Annotated in this window: 22 protein-coding genes; 11 read left to right on the forward strand and 11 right to left on the reverse strand. The window is 66.5% G+C overall.

Annotated features, from left to right (window positions below; translation table 11 throughout):
* The 9 genes from C666_RS10475 to fabI form a co-directional block, all read right to left on the reverse strand.
* A partial coding sequence (locus C666_RS10475) for a response regulator (protein ID WP_004338186.1) occupies positions 1 to 482 on the reverse strand: 482 nt, incomplete at its 3' end.
* Positions 483 to 484: 2 nt separating this feature from the next.
* Positions 485 to 1174, reverse strand: a complete 690-nt coding sequence (locus tag C666_RS10480; protein ID WP_004338188.1) for a CpaD family pilus assembly lipoprotein — start codon at positions 1172 to 1174, stop codon at positions 485 to 487.
* Between the two features lie 18 nt (positions 1175 to 1192).
* Positions 1193 to 2653, reverse strand: a complete 1461-nt coding sequence (locus C666_RS10485) for a type II and III secretion system protein family protein (protein WP_004338190.1) — start codon at positions 2651 to 2653, stop codon at positions 1193 to 1195.
* Positions 2654 to 2693: 40 nt separating this feature from the next.
* Positions 2694 to 3665, reverse strand: a complete 972-nt coding sequence (gene cpaB, locus C666_RS10490; protein ID WP_004338192.1) for a Flp pilus assembly protein CpaB — start codon at positions 3663 to 3665, stop codon at positions 2694 to 2696.
* Positions 3666 to 3797: 132 nt separating this feature from the next.
* Positions 3798 to 4328: an A24 family peptidase gene (locus tag C666_RS10495; RefSeq protein WP_004338195.1), complete on the reverse strand. Its 531-nt coding sequence runs from the start codon at positions 4326 to 4328 to the stop codon at positions 3798 to 3800.
* Positions 4329 to 4345: 17 nt separating this feature from the next.
* Entirely contained in the window at positions 4346 to 4555 is a 210-nt protein-coding gene (locus C666_RS10500) for a Flp family type IVb pilin (protein ID WP_004338197.1), read from the reverse strand.
* A 137-nt stretch (positions 4556 to 4692) separates the two neighbouring features.
* The gene (locus C666_RS10505) at positions 4693 to 6312 is read right to left on the reverse strand and encodes a sensor histidine kinase (protein WP_004338198.1); all 1620 of its coding nucleotides are present in this window, start codon (positions 6310 to 6312) and stop codon (positions 4693 to 4695) included.
* Positions 6299 to 6985, reverse strand: coding sequence for a response regulator transcription factor (locus C666_RS10510; RefSeq protein WP_004338201.1), 687 nt, complete (start codon positions 6983 to 6985; stop codon positions 6299 to 6301). Before C666_RS10510 ends, C666_RS10505 begins: the two co-directional genes overlap by 14 nt.
* A gap of 194 nt (positions 6986 to 7179) precedes the next feature.
* Positions 7180 to 7974: an enoyl-ACP reductase FabI gene (gene fabI, locus C666_RS10515; protein WP_004338203.1), complete on the reverse strand. Its 795-nt coding sequence runs from the start codon at positions 7972 to 7974 to the stop codon at positions 7180 to 7182.
* A 282-nt stretch (positions 7975 to 8256) separates the two neighbouring features.
* Between fabI and C666_RS10520 the strand changes: the two genes are divergently transcribed.
* The 4 genes from C666_RS10520 to C666_RS10535 all read left to right on the forward strand — a co-directional run bounded on the left by C666_RS10520 (position 8257) and on the right by C666_RS10535 (position 14636).
* A complete protein-coding gene (locus tag C666_RS10520; RefSeq protein ID WP_038000416.1) occupies positions 8257 to 10467 on the forward strand; it encodes an ABC transporter substrate-binding protein in 2211 nt (736 codons plus the stop codon).
* A complete protein-coding gene (locus C666_RS10525) occupies positions 10467 to 11444 on the forward strand; it encodes an ABC transporter permease (protein WP_004338208.1) in 978 nt (325 codons plus the stop codon). The genes C666_RS10520 and C666_RS10525 overlap by 1 nt, the downstream gene beginning before the upstream one ends.
* Before the next feature lie 8 nt (positions 11445 to 11452).
* Entirely contained in the window at positions 11453 to 12901 is a 1449-nt protein-coding gene (locus tag C666_RS10530) for an ABC transporter permease (protein WP_004338211.1), read from the forward strand.
* 157 nt (positions 12902 to 13058) lie between these two features.
* Complete coding sequence (locus C666_RS10535; protein ID WP_004338213.1) at positions 13059 to 14636, forward strand: protein adenylyltransferase SelO; 1578 nt, start codon at positions 13059 to 13061, stop codon at positions 14634 to 14636.
* Positions 14637 to 14649: 13 nt separating this feature from the next.
* On the opposite strand, the gene smpB is transcribed toward C666_RS10535, so the two are convergent.
* Complete coding sequence (gene smpB / locus C666_RS10540) at positions 14650 to 15159, reverse strand: SsrA-binding protein SmpB (protein WP_281169771.1); 510 nt, start codon at positions 15157 to 15159, stop codon at positions 14650 to 14652.
* A 71-nt stretch (positions 15160 to 15230) separates the two neighbouring features.
* Between smpB and C666_RS10545 the strand changes: the two genes are divergently transcribed.
* Positions 15231 to 15668, forward strand: a complete 438-nt coding sequence (locus C666_RS10545) for a type II toxin-antitoxin system RatA family toxin (protein WP_004338216.1) — start codon at positions 15231 to 15233, stop codon at positions 15666 to 15668.
* Positions 15669 to 15670: 2 nt separating this feature from the next.
* Positions 15671 to 15979 carry an RnfH family protein gene (locus tag C666_RS10550; protein ID WP_004338218.1) on the forward strand — a complete coding sequence of 103 codons (309 nt, stop codon included), beginning with the start codon at positions 15671 to 15673 and terminating at the stop codon, positions 15977 to 15979.
* Positions 15980 to 16015: 36 nt separating this feature from the next.
* Here the strand turns inward: C666_RS10550 and C666_RS10555 are convergent, their stop codons facing one another.
* Positions 16016 to 16501, reverse strand: coding sequence for a DUF4124 domain-containing protein (locus C666_RS10555; protein ID WP_004338220.1), 486 nt, complete (start codon positions 16499 to 16501; stop codon positions 16016 to 16018).
* Positions 16502 to 16580: 79 nt separating this feature from the next.
* On the opposite strand from C666_RS10555, the gene guaB reads away from it, so the two are divergent.
* The 5 genes from guaB (at position 16581) to C666_RS10580 (ending at position 23148) form a co-directional block, all read left to right on the forward strand.
* On the forward strand, positions 16581 to 18044 hold the full coding sequence (gene guaB / locus C666_RS10560; RefSeq protein ID WP_004338222.1) for an IMP dehydrogenase: 1464 nt from the start codon (positions 16581 to 16583) through the stop codon (positions 18042 to 18044).
* A 73-nt stretch (positions 18045 to 18117) separates the two neighbouring features.
* Complete coding sequence (gene guaA, locus C666_RS10565) at positions 18118 to 19683, forward strand: glutamine-hydrolyzing GMP synthase (protein ID WP_004338226.1); 1566 nt, start codon at positions 18118 to 18120, stop codon at positions 19681 to 19683.
* 301 nt (positions 19684 to 19984) lie between these two features.
* The gene (locus C666_RS10570) at positions 19985 to 21241 is read left to right on the forward strand and encodes a tyrosine-type recombinase/integrase (protein ID WP_004338228.1); all 1257 of its coding nucleotides are present in this window, start codon (positions 19985 to 19987) and stop codon (positions 21239 to 21241) included.
* A gap of 154 nt (positions 21242 to 21395) precedes the next feature.
* Entirely contained in the window at positions 21396 to 22217 is an 822-nt protein-coding gene (locus C666_RS10575; protein ID WP_028792096.1) for a type IV toxin-antitoxin system AbiEi family antitoxin domain-containing protein, read from the forward strand.
* Positions 22201 to 23148 carry a nucleotidyl transferase AbiEii/AbiGii toxin family protein gene (locus C666_RS10580; RefSeq protein ID WP_004338233.1) on the forward strand — a complete coding sequence of 316 codons (948 nt, stop codon included), beginning with the start codon at positions 22201 to 22203 and terminating at the stop codon, positions 23146 to 23148. The genes C666_RS10575 and C666_RS10580 overlap by 17 nt, the downstream gene beginning before the upstream one ends.
* The last annotated feature ends 7 nt before the right edge of the window (positions 23149 to 23155 follow it).

Consider the following 23155-nt stretch of genomic DNA (forward strand, 5'->3'; position numbering starts at 1 on the left):
CTGGTGCCGACGCCGCCGCCGGCGCCGACGAAGGCCGCGGTGCGGCCGGCGCGGGCGCTGCCGCCGTGGCCGAGCGGTTCGTCGTGCTCGGCGCGCGCCAGAACGTCGGCCAGCAGGTCGAGCTGCACCGGCTTGATCAGGTAGTCGAAGATGCCGGCGCGCAGCAGCTGGCGGTAGAAATCGACGTCCTGCCGTTCGCCGAGGGCGATGATCCGGCAGGCCGGGCCGCAGCATGCCGCCAGTTCGAGCAGGGCCGGCAGCGGATGTGGGGTGGCGCCGATGTCCACCAGCAGGATGCTGGGCAGCTCGGGGGCGGCGGCGCACCACGCGGCGGCTTCGGCCGGGCCGCCGGCCTGCAGTGCGAGGGCCGTGCGGCGCAGGCGCTGCAGTTGGTCGCCGAGGGCGGCGAGTTCGCTTGCCGCGGCAAAGACGGCCAGTCTGCCGCGTGCTTCGTCGCTGGAGGGGGAGTGCTTGTCGCTCATGGTCAGTCGTTGTCGAAGTCGATGTCGATCAGTTCGCGGATTTCTCCTTCCTGGTAGCGCTTGACCGCCAGCGCAGCGGCCGCGCCGTCGGCGCTGTCGAGCGTGCGGGGTCGCTGCAGGTCCTGCGGGTCGCTGACCATGCGGGCGATGTTGGCGCGGTTGGCGCAACCCAGCGCGCCGATGCCGTGGAAGGGGTGGATCGTCCAGTTGCTGCTGTCGGCGATGGCGCAGCGTTCCATGTCCACCGTGATGGCCTCGGACTGCAGTTCGAGGTCCCAGTCGTTGGCTGCGGCCTCGGCCAGACGCTGTGCGTCGGCCAGCGGCGCGACGGTCGGTTTGCGCGCACCGCTGCGCTCGAGGGCGGTCGCCAGGCGTGCGGCGAGTCGTTCGCCACGCGCGTTGAAGGGTGTGATGGTGAGCGTCTGAGCGCCGAGCCGTCCCTGGCTGCTGAGCATTTCGTTGGCCTGCTTCACGGATTCGGTAGCCAGGCCGCGGCCGTCGGGCGCGGCGCGCAGCGCCAGGGCCAGCGCGCGCGGCTGAACGGCGGGCACGGCGGGCTGGTGGCCCTGGTCGAAGCGTTGCGCGCGCAGGGCGTTGATGGGGGTTTCGCAAGCCGTCAGCAGCAGGGTGAGCCCGAGCATCAGGACGGGGCGGGCCAGCGGCCGGTGGTGGTGGAGAGAGGGAGGGTTCATGGTCGGTCTCGGGTCCGGTCAGTAGAGGTAGCCGGCGGCGGCCTGCGGCGGCATCTGGGCGTCGATGACGGGCAGCCCCTGGCCGGGGACCTGCAGTTCGCCGGCGGCCACCGGGTCGACGACGTTGGCGGTGACGAGGATGACCAGCTCGGTGTCCTCGCGCTGCGTGGCTTCGTGTTCGAACAGGCGGCCGAACCAGGGGATGCTCCTGAGGCCGGGAACCCCGGAGGCCTGCTGGGCCGAGGTCGAGCGCAGCATGCCGGCCAGCGCGAAGCTCTGGCCGCTGGCCAGTTCCACGGTGGTGTCGGCGCGGCGTACCTTGAAGGCGGGGATGGTGGAACCGCCGGTGAGCGTGACCGAGCCTTCTTCGGAAAGCTCGCTGACTTCCGGCGCGATGTGCAGGCTGATGCGGTTGGGGGACAGCAGCGTCGGCGTCATGCGCAGGATGACACCGTAGGACTTGTAGTCGATCTGTACGTTGTTGTTGGTGATGATGACGATGGGTACCTCGCCGCCGGCGGCGAAGGCCGCGCTCTCGCCGGACATGGCGGTGAGGTTGGGTTCGGCCAGCACGCTGGCCATCCCTTCGCCCTGCATGGCGGTCAGCAGGCCGCTCAGGCTGCCGATCCGGCCGTTGCGCGGCACGAAGGTGCCGCCGACCACGACGCCGCCGGCGGAGGCGGTGGCGTCGAACAGCGTCGAGCCGCCGGTGCCGATCTGGATGCTGCCGTCGGCGCCGAACAGTCCGTGCTTGGGATTGAGCACGGTGGACCAGTTGAAGCCGAGCTCGTGCGACAGCGAACGCGATACTTCGACGACGCGCACCTGGATGTTGACCTGTGAGGACAGCTCGACCTTGAGCTGGTTGATGACGCCTTCGCGCGCGGCGGCGCTGCCGCCCTGGCCGCCGGCCGCCGCGCTGGCGCTGTCGAGGTAGGCCTGCACCTGCTCCACTACCTGGCGGGCCTCGATCGGCGTGCGTACCTTGCCGCGCACGATCATGCGGTTGTTGAGCGCGGGTTCCAATTCGACGTCCGCGCCCGGCACCGAGCGCGAGATCTGCTCGCGCAGCGCGCCGAGGTTGTGCTCGGCGATGACGCGGATGGCGGCGATCACTTGGTCGTTCGCGTCCAGAGCATAGAGCGTGGTGCTGCCCACGGCCTGGGCGAAGACGAACACGCTGGTCGGGGACGGTACCTGGAAGCTGGCGACGCGGGGGTCGGCCACCAGCACCTTGGTCGCCGCGCGCGGCAACTGCAGCAGGTGGCCTTCGCGCACGTGCAGCGTCAGTTGCCCTGTTTCGCCGATCTGGCGCAGGTGCGAGGGCAGGACGGTGGGTCTGGCATTGACGGCAACCACCGGGCGATCGGCGGCGGGTATGGCGGATGAGTCGGCCTGCGCGGGAGCAGCCTGCGGCAGGCACAGCAGGGCTGCCGCGGAGAGGGCGGCGGCGGTCCGGGAAGACGCGGAATCGGTCATGACGAGGTCGGGGCTGATTGGGGGATCGGGGCGGCGTTTCTTAATGGGCGCCGAAGGTTTGCGCGCCCTGCTGGGCACCGTGATAGGTCTGTACCGTTACCGGTGCGCTGCCGCCCTGGCGTGGGCGTTCGAAGATGGTGGTGACGTCGCCGAGGCGGGTGACGCTGCGTGCCGCGGGAAATGCGTCACCGCCGTCGTCCTCTTCCTGGCGCACGCTGCGCAGGGCGACCTGCAGGGTGCCGATCTCGCGCGCGACGGCCAGTTGCTCCGCTGCTTCGGGAGTGACCTCGAGGGTGATGCTTTCGTAGGACGTACGCTGGGACGTGCCGCCGGAGGCGCGGGTGCCGCGTGCGCCCGTGGAACGGCCGGCCTCGTCGTCGGCGGCGGTGGCTGCCGGCGCGATGCTGGCGGTGTTGCTGTTGAGTGCGAGGACGCGCACGCGCCGCAGGATGGTCTGGGATGCCAGTTCGGCATAGGGCGTGCTGCCGGCGACGGCCTGCTGCGGATCGATGCCGTCGCGGTTCAGGCTGAGGATGACGTCCACCCAGTCGCCGGCCGAGACCAGGCCGGCGTTGCTGGAAACGGCGCTGGTGGGAATGGAGACGGCGCGCAGGCCGGGTTTGAGCACGGCAGCGAGAAAACCGGGTTCGCCGGCGTGCACCAGCAGGTCGCGCGTGAAGGGTTCGCCTTCGGCCAGCGGGCGGCGCAGCGTGGCGCCGTAGAGCCCGCGCTCCAACTGCCGCCGATCGGCGTCGGCAGCAGCGGCGAAATGGATGGCCTGGATGGCTTCGCCCGGCAGTTTGCGCCAGATCAGCGCGCTTCCGTCGAGGAAGTCGCCCGGGACAAGGGCGTGGCCGGCGGCAAGCACTTCACGCGGAGGGGTGCTCGGCACTTCGACTTCCTTGACGACGGTGACCGGCGGAGGTGGACGCATCAGTGCGCGGGCGAGCAGGGCGACACCGGCGGCAAGCGTGATGGCGCTGGCGAGAAGGACCAGGGACTTCTTTTTCATATCGTAATGGGAATCATTTACGTTGCCGTTTGCGGCAGCACCCAGGACGGCGGCCGCTGCCGGGCGCCGGAAGGTCCGATGCCGCGTTGTCGGGGAGAGGCTAGGGCGAAACCTTGCCGTCCATTGCTGCCATCAACCGTTCCACAGCACGAAGGCCGCGCCGCAGGCGATGGCGACGCCATACGGGATGCCTGTCGGGGCATCGTCCCGCAGCGCCACCGGCAGAGGCAGCGCGCCCTGCGGCAACCAGCGGCCCAGGCGTACGAGCACCAGTGCCAAGGCGCGTTCCGCCTGGCGCAGCAGCGGCATGCCGAGGGCCAGCGCACCGCCGGCAAGCGCAGTGACCATCAGGAAGGTCAGCGCGTCCTCGCCCAGCCACAGGCACAGCGTTGCCATCAGCTTGGCGTCGCCGGCACCCATCCAGCGCATGGTGAAGAGGATGTAGCCCAGGATCAGCACGACCGCGGCGGTGAGCAGGGCGGCGGCCGTTTCTTCCCAGCGCGCGCCCGTGGCTCCGCTCAGGAATGCCCAGCCGGTATAGCCTGCCCACAGCAGCAGCAGTGCGATCACCACGCGATTGGCGATGCGCCGGTAGAGCAGGTCTGAGACGACGATCCACAGCAAGGCCGGGACAATGACGAGACCGGGCATCGACAGGGCCATGATGCGGGCGGCCGGTGTCAGTTGGCTGCGCTGGACTTGATGTCGGTGCCGGAAGAGCTGATGTCGGCGGCGATGGTGTTGAACTTTTCGCGCAGTGCGCTGATGAAAGCGCCGTCCGAGCCGAAGATCACGCCGACCGCGGCGGCCATGGCGGCTGCAAGGATGCCGTATTCGATGGCGGTCACGCCGCTTTCGTCGCGGAGGAATTGCTTGATGCGGGAGGTCATTTGAGGGGGCTCCGAGTTAGGGGTGGTTCCGTGGGTGCCGGCGAATCCACTTGTCTGGGGATTGCCGGCACCCACGTTGATTCGATGATGTGGATCAATTCTATTTTGGATTCGCCTGGCTCATGATTAAGAATCGTTCATGATTGAGAACTATTCATTCCTATGCTTGCCGCTACGCCGGGATGGGGGATGCTGAGCACGGTCTTCAGGCCCCGGCCGCGCTCGGCGCCGCCTCCGGGCAGGTCGTTGTCGCCCAGCGTCAGGCTGCCGCCGTGCAGGTCGGCCACGGCCTGCACCAGGGCCAGCCCGAGGCCGTGGCCGGGGATGGAGCGGTCGCGGGTCAGGCGCTGGAAACGCTTGACCGCCTGGGCGCGCAGCGCGGCGTCGATGCCGGGGCCTTCGTCGGCGACGCAGAACGAGGAGCAGCCGTCCTTGGTGTGCGCCAGCAGGGTGACGGTGCTGTCGGGTGGCGCGTACTTGATGGCGTTGTCCACCAGATTGACCAGGGCCTGGAAGAGCAGGTCGCGGTCGCCGAAGACCATGCAGTTCTTTTCGCAGTCGGTGCGCAGCAGCAGCCCGCGCTCGTCGGCGAGCACGCCGTAGTAGTCCTGCAGTTCGGCGAGCACGATGGTGGCCGCGAAGCGCCGGGGTTGGTGCTGGCAGCGCCCGGTTTCGATCTCGCTGATGCGCATCACGGAGCGGAACAGGTATTGGATGCGCTGGGCTTCCTCTTCGGCCAGTTCCAGCTCGCGGCAGACCGTGCTGTCGCCTCCCACCGTCTGGCTGGCATTGCTGAGCCGCTGCTGCAGGCGCGCCAGCGGAGTGCGCAGTTCGTGGGCGATGTGGTTGGTGGCGTTGCGCACTTCTTCGACGAGGCGGCTGATGCGAGCCAGCTCACGGTTGATGTCGCTGGCGAGGTGGTCGAACTCGTCGCGGTCGCCGCGCACCGGGACGCGCGCTTCCATGTCGCCGCGGGCGAAGTGGCCCATGGCCTGGCGGATGCGGTCGATGCGCCGGATCTTGTCGAGGCTGAAGTAGAGCCCCGCGAGCAGGCTGACCAGCAGCACCAGGAAGACGCTGACGCCGGCGGCGAGCGGCACCGGATAGATGCGGTCGAGCATCGGCAGGATGTCGTAGGCGACGACGTAGCGGCCGCCGTCGGGCAGCGCATAGGCGAGCCCGAGCCATTCGTGCACGCTGTCGGTTGAGCCCAGCCGTGCCCGCAGCCAGCCGGTGCATGGCGGTACGTCGGCGGGGCACATCGCCGGCGACAGCAGCTCGGCGGTACCGAACACGGTGCGGCCGTCGGCGGTCTGCAGGGCCGCGGCGCGCTCCTGGCGCTGCACCGCGGCCTCGCGCTCGTGCAGCGTGAATGCCAGGCGCTCGGCGTTGCCGTGCCCGTCCAGCAGCGGGTGGGCGCGGATTTCGGCCATGACCATGTCTTCGACATGGCTGGTCAGCACGTCCTCGAGGAGTGCCGCGCCCCAAATGATGGAGCCGAGTGTGACGAGGAGGAAGAGGTAGGCGAAGCAGGATGCCTGGCGGAAGTGGGTGGTGCGCAGCAGCATGTGCGCGGTCCGCCGCGGATTGGAGTCCGGCGGGGCGTAGGCCGTGTCCGAGGCGCGCAGCGGGGCGTCGCCGCGGACGAAGCTGGGCCAGGCATGCAGCAGCCCGGCCGCGACCTGTCCGGCCTGGGTGCGGAGCTTGTCCAGCGCGCTTGCGGGTTGCTCCGGCACGTCGGCTTCAGCCCAGGACATAGCCAAGCGAACGCACGGTTTTCAGGAGCGGCAGGGAAAAGCCCTTGTCCACCTTGGAGCGCAGCTTGGAGACATGGACGTCGATGAGGTTGGTCTGCGGGTCGAACTGCAGGCCCCAGACCTTTTCGAGCAGGATGCCGCGCGGCACGGTCTGCCCGGCGTGTTCGGCCAGCGTGCGCAGCAGCAGGAATTCCTTGTCTGTGAGATCGATGTTGCGGCCAGAACGGGTCACCTTGCGCCGCAGCAGGTCGATGTGGAGATCGTGGATGTCGAGGCTCAGAACCTGCTGGGTATTGCCTTCGCGGGCGCGCCGCGTCAGCAGTTCGATGCGCACCAGCAGTTCGGGGAAGTCGAAGGGCTTGCCGAGATAGTCTTCGGCGCCGGCGCGCAGGCCGTCGACGCGGTCGGAGGCCTGGTCGATGGTGGACAGGATGATCACCGGGGGATGGGGACGCCCCTGCAGCCGCTTGAGCACCTCCATGCCGTCGATGCCCGGCAGCATGCGATCGAGCACCACGATGTCGAAGGTATCGGCTTCCAGCCGCGCGAGCGCCTGCTCGCCGCTGTCGACGAGGACGCATTGGTGCCCCTGGGATTCGAACTTGTAGCCCAGCCAGGCGCTGATGCTGTGATCGTCCTCGACGACGAGAATCTTCAGGAAGGTATTCGACATTGCTGGCCGGCTCGTCTTGCGGATATTGCAGTGCAACACAATGATGAGAATCGTTCTCGTTAATAATGGTATAAGATTTCGGCCGGATTTTTTCAGTCTTAATTCAATTTAACCTTGGCCCAAAAGCAGGAAGGCCCGAACGCGTCGGGCCTTCCTGCTTTTGGGCGGCTGCGCCGGGGTGGCGCAGAAACGGATCAGGACATCGGCTCGGGGTTGCCCAGCGCGGTGATGTTGAAGCCGGCATCGACATACATGACCTCGCCGGTGATGCCACTGGCGAGGCTCGAACAGAGGAAGGCGGCGGCGTTGCCGACTTCGTCGATGCTGACGTTGCGGCGCAGCGGCGCGTTGTGCTCGTTGAAGGCGAGCAGCTTCCCGAAGCTGCCGATGCCCGATGCGGCGAGCGTCTTGATGGGGCCGGCGGACACGGCGTTGACGCGCGTGCCTTCGGGGCCGAGGGTGACGGCGAGGTAGCGCACCGAGGCCTCGAGGCTGGCCTTGGCCAGGCCCATGATGTTGTAGTTGGGCATGGTGCGCTCGGCGCCGAGGTAGGACAGCGTCAGCAGGGCGCCGTTGCGGCCCTTCATCATCGGCCGGGCGGCCTTGGCGAGTGCCGGGAAGCTGTAGGCGCTGACTTCTTGCGAGACGCGGAAGGCTTCGCGCGACAGGCCTTCGAGGAAGTCGCCCTCGAGGGCATCGCTGGGGGCGAAGGCAATGGAGTGCACCAGGCCGTCGACTCCATCCCAGTGCTGGCCGAGCTGCTCGAATAGGCCCGTGATCTGCGTGTCGTCCTGTACGTCGAGCGGAAAGAGCAGGGTGCTGCCGAAATCCGCCGCTATCTTGGCCACACGTTCCTGGAAGCGTTCGTTCTGGTAGGTGAACGCGAGTTCCGCACCTTCGCGGTGCATTGCCTTGGCGATGCCATAGGCAATGGAACGGTTGCTGAGCAGACCGGTGATCAGGATTCGTTTGCCGGCAAGAAAACCCATTGATCCTACTCCGAATGACAAGCGCTCGATTATAGCGAAAACCCCGGTGGCGACAGCGGTGTCCCGCTTTTGTGTTTTGGATGGCGCCATTGGGGCGGGTGATAGGCCGGAGCGGGGGCGGCGCGCGTGTCCGGCGCATGCGCCGAGCGCTGCGAGGGCCGGCAAAACCTGCCAGAATCGCGGCTGTTTCCGATCGAGCCATGCTTTCCTGTGCCTCCCGCGCAATCACCCCTCGCCCATGACATCCTGCCCAGGCTGTTCCGCCATGCCTTCGCCCGCGGCGTGGCGGCGGCCTGCGCGCTGTCGTTGCTGGGCTGTTCGGCGGGGCTGAACGACCCTTATCCGGGGGCGGAGCAGGGCCGGAACATCTTCTACACCGCGTTTACCGAAAGGCCCAAGCACCTCGATCCGGTGCAGTCGTACAGCGAGGACGAGGCGGCCTTCCTGTACCAGATCGTCGAGCCGCCACTGCAGTACCACTACCTGAAGCGCCCCTACACGCTGGAGCCGGCTGCGGCGGCCGAAATGCCGGCCGTGCGGCGCTTCGACCGCGACGGCCGCGAGCTGCCGGCCACGGCGGATGCGGCGAGCGTGGCGAAGACGGTGGTCGAGATCCGTATCCGGCCGGGCATCCTCTATCAGCCGCATCCGGCCTTCGCGCTGAGGGAGGACGGCTCGCCGCGCTATCTGGGGCTGACGGCGGACGATCTGCGCGGCGTGCGCGGCCTCGGCGACTTTGCCGAGACGGGGACGCGCGAATTGCTGGCGGCCGACTATGTGCACCAGATCAAGCGCCTTGCCCACCCGGGCCTGCATTCGCCGATCTTCGAACTGATGGCCGAGTACATTCCCGGCCTGAAGACCCTGCACGAGCAACTGGTGGCGGCGCAGAAGGCGGCGGAGCAGGGCGGCGGGGCGCTGGACCTGGAGCGTTTCGCACTGCCCGGCGTCGAGGCGCTCGACCGCCACACCTACCGCATCACCTTGCAGGGCGCCTATCCGCAGTTCATGTACTGGCTGACGATGCCCTTCTTCAGCCCGGTGCCGCCGGAAGCCGACCGCTTCTTCGCCCAGCCGGGCATGGTCGAGCGCAACCTGACGCTGGACTGGTGGCCGATCGGCACCGGTCCCTACATGCTGGTGGAGAACAACCCGAACGCGCGCATGGTGCTGGCGCGCAACCCGAACTTCCGCGGCGAGGCCTATCCCTGCGAGGGCGAGGCGGACGATGCGGCGGCCGGGCTGCTGGCCGACTGCGGCCGGACGATGCCCTTCATCGACCGCGTCGTGTTCTCGCGCGAGCGCGAAGGCATTCCGTACTGGAACAAGTTCCTGCAGGGCTACTACGATGCTTCGGGCGTGTCGTCCGACAACTTCGACCAGGCGGTGACGCTGACCAGCCAGGGCGACGTGGCGCTGTCGGACGACATGGAGGAGAAGGGCATCAGGCTGCTGACCTCGGTGGCGCCGTCGATCTTCTATCTGGGCTTCAACATGCTCGACCCGCTGGTCGGCGGCGGAACCAAGGACAAGGGCGCCGGCGGCGGATCGCGCGAAAGCCGGGAGCAGGCGCGCAAGCTGCGGCAGGCGATCTCAATCGCGCTCGACATGGAGGAGTTCGTGTCGATCTTCCTGAATGGCCGCGGCCTGCCGGGCATGAGCCCGATTCCGCCGGGCCTCTTCGGCGCGCGCGAGGGCAAGGACGGCATCAACCCGGTCGTCTATGAATGGCAAGGCGACGATGCCAACGGCCGGCCTGTGCGGCGCAGCCTGGACGAGGCCCGCCGCTTGCTGGCCGAGGCGGGCTGGCCCAATGGCCGCAACGCGCGCACCGGCGAGCCGCTGGTGGTCAACCTCGATACCACGCCGGCTTCGTTTGGCGACAAGACGCGCTCGGACTGGCTGGCCAAGCAGTTCCGCTCGCTGGGCGTGCAGTTCGTCGTGCGCCCGACCGACTGGAACCGTTTCCAGGACAAGATCCGGCAGGGTAATGCGCAGCTCTTCTTCCTCGGCTGGAACGCGGATTATCCCGACCCCGAGAACCTGCTGTTCCTGCTCCATGGCCCGCAGGGCAAGGTGACGTCCAGCGGCCAGAACGCCTCGAACTACGAGAACCCGGAGTACGACGCGCTGTTCGAGCGCATGAAGGCGATGCCCGACGGCCCGGCGCGGCAGCAGGTGATCGACCGCATGGTGGCGATGCTGCGGCACGACGCGCCGTGGGTGTTCGCTTTCCATCCCAAGACCTACTCGCTGCAGCATGGCTGGGTGTACAACCGCAAGACCGGCGCGATGGTGCGCAACAACATCAAGTACCTGCGCCTCGACACCGAGCGCCGCGCGGCCGCGCGCGCGCAGTGGAACGAGCCGGTATTGTGGCCGCTGGCGCTGGTGGCGCTGCTGCTGGCCGCGATGGTCGCGCCGGCGTTCAGCCACTGGCGCCGGCGCGAGACCGCCACCGCGGCGCCCGGCCCGGCGGGAGAAGCGCGCTGATGCTGGCCTATCTCGTGCGCCGCGTGCTGTACGCGATCCCGATCCTGATCGGGGTGAACCTGCTGACCTTCGTGCTGTTCTTCGTCGTCAATTCGCCCGATGACATGGCGCGCATGCACATCGGCGTCAAGCGCGCGACGCCCGAGGCGATCGAACGCTGGAAGGCCGACCGCGGCTACGACAAGCCGATGTTCGTCAATGCCGATGCCCAGGGTCGCGCGCGCTTCACCGATACGATCTTCTTCGACAAGTCGCTGCGCATGTTCGCGCTCGAGTTCGGCCGCGCCGACGACGGCCGCGACATCGGCCAGGAGATCCGCGACCGCATGGGGCCGTCGCTGGCGATCGCGCTGCCGACCTTCGTGCTGAGCCTGTTCGCGTCGATCAGCCTGGCGCTGCTGCTGGTGTTCTTCCGCGCCACCTACCTGGATTTCTGGGGCGTGGTGATGTGCGTGGCGATGATGTCGATCTCCAGCCTGTTCTACATCATCGGCGGCCAGTGGCTGGTGTCCAAGCTGTGGGCGCTGGTGCCGATCTCGGGCTATGCGCCGGGGCTGGATGCGGCGCGCTTCCTGATGCTGCCGGTGCTGATCAGCGTGCTGGCCGGCATCGGCTCGTCGGTGCGCTGGTACCGCACGATCTTCCTCGAGGAGATCTCGAAGGACTACGTGCGCACCGCGCGCGCCAAGGGTCTGTCCGAACTGGCGGTGCTGTTCCGCCACGTGCTGCGCAATGCGTTGATTCCGATCCTGACCGGCGTGGTGGTGGTGATCCCGATGCTGTTCATGGGCAGTCTGCTGGTCGAATCCTTCTTCGCCATCCCGGGGCTGGGCAGCTACACCATCGATGCGATCAACGCGCAGGATTTCGCCGTGGTGAGGGCGATGGTGTTCATCGGTTCCGTGCTGTACATCATCGGCCTGATCCTGACCGACATTTCGTACACGCTGGTCGATCCGCGGGTGAGGCTGGAATGAGTGCGCCGATGAGCTTCCAGCCCGTGCTGTTGTGGACCGACCTGCTGCTGTTCGTGCTGCTGGGGGCGGCCTTGCTCGCCGTGCTGCACGTACGCGGCAACGAGCCGCTGCGCGCGGCGTGGCGCAAGGTGGGTAAGCGCCCGGCCGGCATGGCCGCGGCGACGGTGTTGCTGGCCTTCGTCGTGGTGGGCGTGCTCGACAGCCTGCACTACCGCCCGCTGCTGCCGGCGGTGGAGGCCGTCGCGCTCGAAGCGGGCGATACGCCCGAGGCGGCGCCCGTCCCGTCCGCAGCGGTGTATTCGACCGAGGTGCTGTCGGTGCTGGATGCGCTGCTGGAACCCCTGCGCGCGCAGACCGAGAAGACCTATTCGGCGCCCTTCGCCGCGCAGCTCTACCAGCGCGAGGCGATGGAGCTGCCGGATGGGCGGCAGGTGAGGGGCTATCCGCGCCTGGTGCATGGCGCGGCCCATCTGCACGACCCGGCGGGCGAGCGCGCGGGTGATGTCGCGGCGCGCGTGGCGAGCGGCATCGGACAGGCGGTGCTGGCGTGGCTGTTGTTTTTCGCCGTGTTCGCCACCCTGGCCTGGCACGGCAGCAGCCTGGCCTGGGGCCAGGTGGCAGCGGCAATGCTGGCCGGCCGCACTGTGCTGGCGTGGCGGGCGGTGCTGGTCACGCTGGCCATCATCCTGCTGATCGTCGGCGTGTGCCTCGAGCTGGCGCCGCTGTACCACGTGCTGGGCACGGACAAGGTGGGCCAGGACGTGCTCTATCTGTCGTTGAAGAGCGTGCGCACCGCGCTGGTGATCGGCACGATCACGACGCTGGTGATGATGCCTTTCGCGGTGGCGCTGGGGATTGCGGCGGGCTATCTGGGCGGCTGGGTGGATGACGCGGTGCAGTATGTGTACACCGTGCTCAACGCGATTCCGGGCGTGCTGCTGATCGCGGCGGCGGTGCTGATGATGCAGGTGGTCATCGACACGCATCCGCAGTGGTTCGATACCGCGGCCGAGCGTTCCGATGCGCGCCTGCTGGCGCTGTGCTTCATCCTCGGCATCACGAGCTGGACCGGTCTGGCGCGCTTGTTGCGGGGCGAGACGCTGAAATTGCGCGAGCTGGAGTACGTTCAGGCGGCGCGGGCCTTCGGCGTCAGGACACCTGCGATCCTGCGCCGCCACATCCTGCCGAACGTGATGCACATCGTATTGATTGCGCTGGTAATGGATTTTTCCGGGCTGGTGCTGGCCGAGGCGGTGCTGTCTTACGTGGGCATCGGTGTCGATCCGACGACGATCAGTTTCGGCACCATGATCAACATGGCACGCGCCGAACTTGCACGCGAGCCGATGGTCTGGTGGTCGTTGGCGGCGGCTTTCGTGTTCATGTTCGTGCTGGTGCTGGCGGCGAACCTGTTTGCGGACGTGGTGCGGGATGCGTTCGATCCGCGGCGGAGCTGAAGGTGCTTGTTTGACCGGAGTGCGGGGTATTCCTTCCGTAGCCTGCGGAACTCGCCCTGCGGGCTCGGACAGTCCTCGGCTGCTTCAGGAACACCCCACACTCCGGCCAGCGTTGGTGTTGGCTTGATGATCTGAAACCCCCGGGATGGATGGCTTCATGCGAGAACTTCGTTTCGACAACCGCTTCGTGCGTGAACTGCCGGGCGACCCGGAGAGCGGGCGGCATGTGCGGCAGGTGCATGGCGCATGCCATTCGCGGGTGGCGCCGACACCGGTGCGGGCGCCGCGGCTGCTGGCGTGGTCGGCGGAAGTGGCGGAATTGCTCGGGTTGGACGAGGCGGATGTGCTCGATCCGCGCTTTGCCGAAGTATTCGGCGGCAATGCCTTGCTGCCGGGCATGGAACCCTATGCGGCCTGCTATGGCGGGCATCAGTTCGGCAACTGGGCGGGGCAGTTGGGCGATGGAAGGGCGATCACGCTGGGCGAGTCGATCAACCCGCAAGGGCAGCGCTGGGAACTGCAACTGAAGGGCGCGGGGCCGACGCCTTATTCGCGCCGGGCGGACGGGCGGGCTGTGCTGCGTTCGTCGATCCGCGAATTCATCTGCAGCGAGGCGATGCACCACCTGGGGGTGCCGACGACGCGTGCGCTGAGCCTGGTGGGGACCGGCGAGCAGGTGGTGCGCGACATGTTCTACGACGGGCATCCGCGCCCCGAGCCGGGCGCGGTGGTGTGCCGGGTGGCGCCGTCCTTCATCCGCTTCGGCAACTTCGAGATCTTCGCCTCGCGCGGCGAGGAGGCTGTGCTGCAGCAGTTGATCGACTTCACCATCGATCGCGATTTCCCCGAACTGATCGAGGCCGAGGCCGATCCGGCGCTGCGCCGCGTGCGCTGGTTCGAGGAGGTGTGCACGCGGACCGCGGTGCTGATGGCGCACTGGATGCGGGTGGGTTTCGTGCATGGCGTGATGAACACCGACAACATGTCCATCCTCGGCCTGACGATCGACTACGGCCCCTATGGCTGGATCGACGACTTCGATCCCGACTGGACGCCCAACACCACGGATGCCGAAGGGCGGCGCTACCGCTTCGGCCATCAGCCGCGCATCGCGCACTGGAACCTGTGGCAGTTGGCGAATGCGGTGTATCCGGTGATCCAGCAGGTCGAACCGCTGGAGCGGGCGCTGGCGATGTATGCCGAGGTGCACGAGGCGGAAAACCGCCGCATGATGCAGCAGAAGCTGGGGCTGGATACCTGGCGCGGCGGAGACAGCGGGGACGATGCGCTGGCCGCCGAGCTGCAGCGGCTGCTGCAGGTGGGCGAAGTGGATATGACGATCTTCTTCCGCGCCCTGTCCGGCCTCGACCTGGCGCAGCCGGCGCTGGCGCACTTCGATGCCGCTTTCTATGACGAGGCCCGGCGCGCCGGGGTGGCGGAGGCCTTCGACGCCTGGCTGGCGCGCTACGCGGCGCGTGCAGGCCAGGAGGGCGTGCCGGCGGCATTGCGCAGGTCGCGCATGGATGCGGTCAATCCGCTCTACGTGCCCCGCAACTACCTGGCGCAGCAGGCCATCGACAGGGCCGAGCGAGGCGACATGGGCGGTATCGCCGATCTACTGGACGTGCTGCGCCGGCCCTACGCCGAACAGCCGGGCCGCGAGGTCTTTGCCGCGCGCCGCCCGGACTGGGCGCGCCACAAGGCCGGGTGTTCGATGCTGTCCTGCAGTTCGTGAACCGCGGCGCGGCTTACACCTGCGTGCGCATCAGGCGCTGCTTCTCGCGGTCCCAGTCCTTCTTCTTTTCGTCCTCGCGCTTGTCGTGCAGCTTCTTGCCCTTGGCGAGGCCGATCTCGAGCTTGATGCGGCCTTTGACGTAATGCAGGTCGAGCGGCACCAGGGCGAAGCCGGCGCGTTCGACCTTGCCGATCAGGCGGGCGATTTCCTTTTTGTGCAGCAGCAGCTTGCGCGTGCGCACCGGGTCGTGGCGGACGTGGCTCGACGCCGTGGTGAGCGGCGAGATGTGCATGCCGAACAGGAAGATCTCCTCGTTGCGGATGATGACGTAGGATTCCTTGATGTTCGCGCGTCCGGCCCGGATCGCCTTGACTTCCCAGCCTTCGAGGACGATGCCGGCCTCGTGCCTTTCTTCGATGAAGAAGTCGTGGAAGGCCTTGCGGTTTTCGATGATGCTCATTGCTTGATGATCCTTCGGCTGCGTCGTGCCGACGCCGTGCGCGGCAAACGGGCTGGCCCGCATGCGGTAGAATCGCGCATTTTAACAGCACGGCGCCTGTGTCGTTTCGCGCCGCGCATTGCTCCAGATTGTTCATGGCCGACGTCAAGAAGCTAGTTCTGATCGAATTCACCCCCGCGCAGATGTTCGAGCTCGTCGACCGTTGCGAAGATTATCCGCAGTTCCTGCCGTGGTGCGGCGGGAGCGAGGTGCACGCACGCACGGACACCATCACCGCCGCCACGCTGCACATCAACTACCACGGCATCAAGGCGCATTTCAGCACCGAGAACACCAAGCGCCGGCCCAACGAAATGAGCTTGCGCCTGACCGACGGGCCGTTCACCCACCTGGATGGGCACTGGCTCTTTACCGCGCTGGGCGATACCGCCTGCAAGGTGGAATTCAGTCTGCACTACCAGTTTTCCAGCAAGCTGCTGGAAAAGGTGCTGGGGCCGGTGTTCAACCACATTGCGAACACCTTCGTCGATTCCTTCGTCAAGCGCGCCGGGCAGGTCTACGCGAAGACTTGAGCATGGCAGCGTCGATCCGGGTCGAAGTGGCCTATGCACTGCCGCAGCGCCAGGAACTGGTCGAGGTGGTGCTGGCCGAGGGAGCGACCGTGGGCGATGCGCTGGAGGTCTCGGGCTTGCTGCGCAAGTATCCGGACATCGAACCGGACGGCCGCAACAAGCTCGGCATCTTTTCCCGCTTGGTCAAGGCCGATGCCGTGCTGCGCGACCGGGATCGGGTCGAAATCTACCGTCCCCTGGTCGCGGATCCCAAGGCCGTGCGCCGGCAGCGTGCCGGTGAGGGCAAGACGATGAAGAAGGGCGCGGCTTAGCCGCGCGGGCAGAGCCGCCCCGGCCGCTTCGCCGCTTCAGTTGCAGTTTGCGTCGATCTGCCGCTGGAGGCGGTTCGACTCAGCCGCGCGGGCGTCGTCATTGAGGAGTTCGCGTTCGCCGGCTGCATTCATCCTGGCAATGCGTTGCCCGGATTCGAGCGCCGCCAACTGGCTGCGGGCGTCGGAGCAGAAACGCTGGCGTTCGGCTTCGTCGGCCTGGCCTTGCGCCGCCTTGGCGGCGGCTTCTGCCTCCGCGGCACGCCGTTGGCGAAAAGCGGTTTCGGCGTCCACCGGTTGTTCCCCTTCCTGTCCGGCGTCGCCGCCGGCAGCCTCGTCTCCGGCCTGCGCCGGCGGGGCTGGGGGAGCGGGGGGCTGGGCGCCGCGCAGCGTCTTGACTTCGCCGGTGGGGGGCGGAACGTCCGAGTAGTGGATCCGTCCGTCCTTGTCCTTCCAGCTATAGATCTGCGCGGCGACCGGGAACGAGGCCATCAGTGCGAGCAGGAGGACTGCGGGACGGATCATTCAAAATCTCCGAAATGCACCGCTTACAAGGTGCCGGGGCGGTCTGTATAATACGGATTTGGTCGAAAGGATAAAAGCCATGCGAGTGATTCAGAAGGCGCTGACGTTCGATGACGTCCTTCTCGTTCCCGCCCACTCCACGGTCCTCCCGCGCGATGTGAATCTGCAGAGCCAGATCACCCGGCGCATCCGTCTCAATATCCCGCTCGTGTCCGCTGCCATGGACACCGTCACCGAAAGCCGTCTGGCCATCGCGCTGGCGCAGGAGGGCGGTATCGGCGTGGTGCACAAGAACCTCACGCCGGCCGAGCAGGCGGCGGAAGTGCACAAGGTCAAGCGCCACGAGTCCGGCATTTTGAAGGATCCGATCACCGTTCCGCCGACGATGACCGTCGGCGAAGTGATCGCGCTGCAGCGGCAGAACCGTTTTTCCGGCGTGCCCGTCATCGAGGGCGGCAAGGTGGTCGGCATCGTCACTAACCGTGACACGCGCTTCGAGACCAACCTGGACCAGCTGGTGTCGCAGATCATGACGCCGCAGGACCGCCTAGTCACGGTGCGCGAAGGCGCCAGCCTCGATGAAGCGCGCGAGCTGTTGCGCGTGCATCGCCTCGAACGCGTGCTGGTCATGAACGACGCGGGCGAGCTGTGTGGCCTCATCACGGTCAAGGACATGATGAAATCCACCGAGCACCCGTTCGCCGCTAAGGACGAGCACGGCCGCCTGCGCGTGGCTGCGGCGCTCGGCGTCGGCGCGGGCACGGAAGAGCGCGCCGAACGCTTGGCCGATGCCGGCGTGGACATGATCGTGGTCGATACCGCCCATGGCCATTCGCAGGGCGTGCTCGACCGCGTCAACTGGGTCAAGAAGAGCTTCCCGCGGATCGAGGTCGTCGGCGGCAACATCGCCACCGCAGACGCCGCGCGGGCGCTGGTCGATGCCGGCGCGGACGGCGTCAAGGTCGGCATCGGCCCCGGTTCGATCTGCACCACGCGCATCGTCGCCGGCGTCGGCGTGCCGCAGATCACGGCGGTCGACAACGTTGCCAACGCGCTCGCCGGCACCGGCGTGCCAATGATCGCCGATGGCGGCATCCGCTTCTCGGGCGACATCGCCAAGGCCATCGCCGCTGGCGCCAACGTCGTCATGCTGGGCGGGCTGTTCGCCGGCACCGAAGAGGCGCCTGGCGAAACCGTGCTGTTCCAGGGGCGTTCGTACAAATCCTATCGCGGCATGGGTTCGCTCGGTGCGATGGAGAAGGGGGCGGCCGATCGTTACTTCCAGGACGAGAACTCCGGCAACATCGACAAGCTCGTGCCCGAGGGCATCGAAGGCCGCGTGCCGTACAAGGGCTCGGTCGGCGTCGTCATCCACCAGTTGATCGGCGGCCTGCGCGCCTCGATGGGCTATCTCGGCTGCGCCGACATCCCGTCGATGCACGAACGCGCCCAGTTCGTGCAGATCAGCTCGGCCGGCATGCGCGAGTCCCACGTGCACGATGTGCAGATCACCAAGGAAGCGCCGAACTACCAGATCAGCTGATCTTTCCATTCGCGATTCCCCTGGCGGCCGAGAGGCCGCTTTTCCTTTTCCCGACGCCCGACACATTCGCGCCATGGCACACCAGAAAATCCTCATCCTCGACTTCGGCTCCCAGGTCTCCCAGCTCATTGCACGCCGTGTGCGCGAGCAGCAGGTGTACTGCGAGCTTCATCCCTTCGACGTGTCGGACGAATTCGTGCGCAGCTTCGGTGCTCAGGGCGTGATCCTGTCCGGCGGTCCCAATTCGGTGTACGAAGCCGAGGACTGGCGCGCACCGCAGGCGGTGTTCGAGCTCGGCGTGCCGGTGCTTGGCATCTGCTACGGCATGCAGACCATGGCCAGCCAACTCGGCGGCAAGGTCGAAAGCTCCAGCAAGCGCGAATTCGGCTACGCGGAAATGCGCGCACGCGGCCACTCGAAGCTGTTCGAGGGCATCGAGGACCGGACCAACGCCGAGGGCCACGGCCTGCTCGACGTATGGATGAGCCACGGCGACAAGGTCGCCGAGCTGCCGCCGGGCTTCAAGCTCATCGGCAGCAACGACTCGACCCCGATCGCCGCGATGGCGGACGAGGCACGCGGCTTCTACGGCGTGCAGTTCCACCCCGAGGTCACGCACACGATCAAGGGCAAGGAGATGGTCGGGCGTTTCGTGCACGATATCTGCGGCTGCGGCCACGACTGGAACATGCCCGACTACATCGACGAAGCCGTGCGGAGCATCCGCGCGCAGGTCGGTGACGAGGAAGTTATCCTCGGCCTGTCGGGCGGCGTCGACTCGTCGGTGGCCGCGGCGCTGATCCACCGCGCCATCGGTGACCAACTCACCTGCGTGTTCGTCGACCACGGCCTGCTGCGCCTCAACGAAGGCAAGCTGGTCATGGAAATGTTCGCCGGCCGCCTGCACGCCAAGGTCGTGCATGTGGACGCCACCGGGCAGTTCATGGGCCACCTGAAGGGCGTCACCGATCCTGAACAGAAGCGCAAGATCATCGGCCGCGAGTTCGTCGAGGTCTTCCAGGCCGAAGCCAGGAAGCTCCCGAACGCAAAGTGGCTGGCGCAGGGCACCATCTACCCCGACGTGATCGAGTCCGGCGGCGCCAAGAACAAGAAGGCGCACACCATCAAGAGCCACCACAACGTCGGCGGCCTGCCCGAAACCCTGGGCCTGAAGCTGCTGGAGCCGTTGCGCGACCTGTTCAAGGACGAAGTGCGCGAACTGGGCGTGGCCCTCGGCTTGCCGCACGACATGGTGTACCGCCACCCCTTCCCGGGGCCGGGCCTGGGCGTGCGCATCCTCGGCGAAGTCAAGCAGGAATACGCTGACCTGCTGCGCCGCGCCGACGCCATCTTCATCGACGAACTGCGCGCCGCCGACTGGTACGACAAGACCAGCCAGGCCTTCGCCGTGTTCCTGCCGGTGAAGAGCGTGGGCGTGATGGGCGACGGACGCACCTACGAATACGTGGTGGCGCTGCGCGCAGTGCAGACCCAGGATTTCATGACCGCGCACTGGGCCGAACTGCCGCACAGCCTGCTGGGCAAAGTGAGCAACCGCATCATCAACGAGGTGCGGGGAATAAACCGGGTCGTGTACGACATCAGCGGAAAGCCGCCGGCGACGATCGAGTGGGAGTGAATTGACGTCCTTTTGAGCTTATCGCCAGTTATCGAAAATTGACCGTAAGGCTTTGATTTAAAAAGAAGATCAGAGTGTTCGCTATCGGTGGCTATCACCGGCCAGCGAAGCAGGTTGACGGCGAAACGGACGGTAAGAACGAAAGGTCGGATTAAGACCCTCCCGTTTACTATTGAGACCAAACCGGTCTTTGACGGTAAAAAGCTCCTCTGGAATGCTGATTTCATGCGGCTTTCCGGGCATCAACGGGTCTCCTGGCCCCTGACGGTAAAAGCCGTCACGAAACAGGAGGAAATCCTTGATGCTTACCGACACTGCACTGCGCAATCTCAAGCCTAAGTCCAAGATTTACAAGGTTTTTGATCGCGACGGGATGTACGTGACGGTATCGACTACCGGTACCGTCACCTTCCGCTACGATTACCGTCTGAACGGGCGGCGGGAAACCCTGACCATCGGCCGCTATGGTCCCGCCGGCATTTCGCTGGCACTGGCCCGTGAAAAGCTGATCGACGCCAAAAAGGCGGTCGCTGCCGGCCGGTCCCCAGCAATGGAAAAGCAGCGCGAGAAGCGTCGGCTGACCGCTTCCAAGAACTTTGGCGAGGTCGCCCTCAAATGGCTGACGGACGCCCGGATGGCCGACAGCACGCGTGCCATGCGCAAGCACGTGGTCGACCGGGATATCCTGCCGGTGTTCCAGAACCGGCTGCTCAACGAAATCACCGCCGATGACTTGCGGGCCTTGTGCAACAAGGTGAAGGCGCGCGGGGCACCTGCCACGGCGGTGCATGTCCGCGACATCGTGAAGCAGGTCTATGCCTTCGCCATCCTTCACGGCGAGAAGGTGGACAACCCGGCCAGCGATGTGGCGGCCGCCTCGATCGCGACCTTCGTTCCGAAAGACCGGGCGCTGTCGCCAGCCGAGATCCGGCTGGCGTTCCATCAGTTGGAGTCCATCGCGACCTATCCGACGATCCGTCTGGCGCTGCGCATGGTCCTGCTGACCCTGGTGCGCAAGAGCGAACTGATCGAGGCCACCTGGAGCGAGATCGACTTCGAGCATGCGACCTGGACGATCCCGAAGGAGCGCATGAAGGGGCGCAACCCGCATGTGATCTATCTGTCGCGGCAGGCCATGGATATCCTGGTGGCACTGCACACTTGCGCGGCAGGCTCGAAGTTCGTGCTGCCCTCGCGCTACGAGCCGAACCGCTGCATGTCACATGCCACCCTGAATCGCGTGACCCAGCTCATCGTCGAGCGGGCCAAGGCCGCAGGCCTGCCGCTGGAACCTTTCACGGTGCATGACCTGCGCCGCACCGGCTCGACGCTGCTCAACGAGGTCGGCTTCAATGGCGATTGGATCGAGAAGTGCCTGGCGCACGAAGAAGGGCGGACCTCGCGTTCGGTCTACAACAAGGCCGAGTACGCCGAGCAGCGGCGTCACATGCTGCAGGAGTGGGCGGATATGGTCGATGCATGGATCGACGGGCGCACCCATGTACCGAAGCTGCAGCCGGAGAACATCCCGGTCCCAGTGCTCAGTCCGGCCTTGTGAGGGAGGCGGCATGATGACTTCAACGGGATGTGCAACTGCTGGGCAGGATGCGGTTTACATGAGTTGTAGAAAGATCACTATGAGTGATCTTTTTCGGCCATTACCAAACTATCCCTCCTTGGCTTTGGTTTATAAATCTGATATTTTGTGCACTATGGATGCTCAAAATTCAGGAAAACTAAACCGCTTGCTGGCCGAACTGGGCGATACGCGCCTGGTGTCCAGCCGCTGGCTGCGTGCGCATGGCTATTCGAACAGCCTCGTTGCGCGCTATGTGGGCAGCGGCTGGCTGGTGTCGCCGGCGCGGGGCGTCTACATGCGCAAAGGCGGGCGGCTGCAGTGGGAGGGTGTGGTCCGCAGCCTGCAGGCTGGAGAGGGGTTGGCCCTGCATGTTGGTGGGAGCTTTGCCCTGGCCCTGCAAGGGCACGAGCACTACCTGCGGCTCGGCGAGGCCGAGGCGATTACCCTTTATGGACCGGTGCGGCCGCCTGGCTGGGTGGGCAAGCTGTCCTTGCCGCAGCGCTTCGAGTACCAGGGCAAGGGGCCGCTCGATCTGCCTGCCATCCTGTACACGGATGAGGTGTCCGAAACGATGTTGGCGGCACAGGGACTGGTCTGGCACCGGTTGGGGTCGGGCACGGAGGCCCTGGTGTGCTCCACGCCCGAGCGGGCCATGCTGGAACTGTGCGACGGTGTATCGGATGCGGCGGGGGTCTACGAGGCTGATGCGTTGATGCAGGCCATGACCACGCTGCGGCCGCAGCGGGTCGGCTTGATGCTGCGCCACTGCTGCAGCATCAAAGCCAAGCGACTGTTCCTGGCCCTGGCTGATCGCCATCGGCATGCGTGGTTGTCGCACGTGCCCTTGGAGAACGTCGATCTGGGCCGGGGCAAGCGCGCGCTGGTGCCCGGCGGGCGCCTGCATCCGAGCTACCAGATCACCTTGCCGGGAGACCTCGATGAACACCTGGCTTGACCACTGGGACCGGCGCTACACGAACCGCGTGCGGCTGCTGGTCGAGATCCTGCCGGTGCTGGCACAGGAGCCGCGCTTCGCGCTCAAGGGCGGCACCGCCATCAACCTGTTCGAGCATGACCTGCCGCGCCTGTCGATAGACATCGACCTGGCCTGGCTGCCGGTGCACGACTATGCCGAGGATGCGAGGCTGATCGCCGAAGCGCTGGAGCGGCTGGCCGATGTGCTGCGTGCCCGGCCTCTGCAATTGCAAGTGCAAACTTCGGCGGGCGAAGGTGGAGCAGTCACCCGCTTGGTGGCCAGTCGCGGCCGCGCACGCGTGCAGATCGAGACGACGCCGGTCATGCGTGGCACGGTGCATCCGGTGCGCAGCATGAGGGTGTGCCCACAGGTGGAGGAGGTGTTCGGCTTTGCCGAGGTGCAAGTGCTAGATTTCGCCGACCTCTATGCCGGCAAACTGGCGGCAGCACTGTCGCGGCAGCATCCGCGCGATCTCTTCGACGTGGGCTTGCTGTTGCAGGACGAGCAGGCGGACGAGGCGCTGTGGCGCACCTTCCTCGTATACCTGACCTGCAGTCCCAAGCCCGCGTGGGAGATGCTGGCACCGCGCATGCCTGCGGATTTCGAGGCGATCTTCGAGGCCCACTTCAAGGGTATGACGACCCACGCCGTCACCGTGGAAGCCTTGCTGGAGAGCCGGGAGCACCTGCTCGCGCAGGTGGCGCATTGGCTGGACGAGCCGTCATGTGCGTTCCTGCGGTCCGTGGAGGGTGAACAGCCGGATTTCGGCTTGATCGGGCTTACGCATGCGGCGGAACTCCCGGGAGTGCGACGCAAGCTGTACAACCTTGCTCAGCGCACGGCGGCCAAGCGTGCCACAGATCGGCTACGACTTGAAGAGACGCTAGCGCGGATTGCTGGTACCCGATGACAAGGGA

This window comes from Thauera linaloolentis 47Lol = DSM 12138 (assembly GCF_000310205.1).
In the GTDB taxonomy this organism is placed as follows: domain Bacteria; phylum Pseudomonadota; class Gammaproteobacteria; order Burkholderiales; family Rhodocyclaceae; genus Thauera; species Thauera linaloolentis.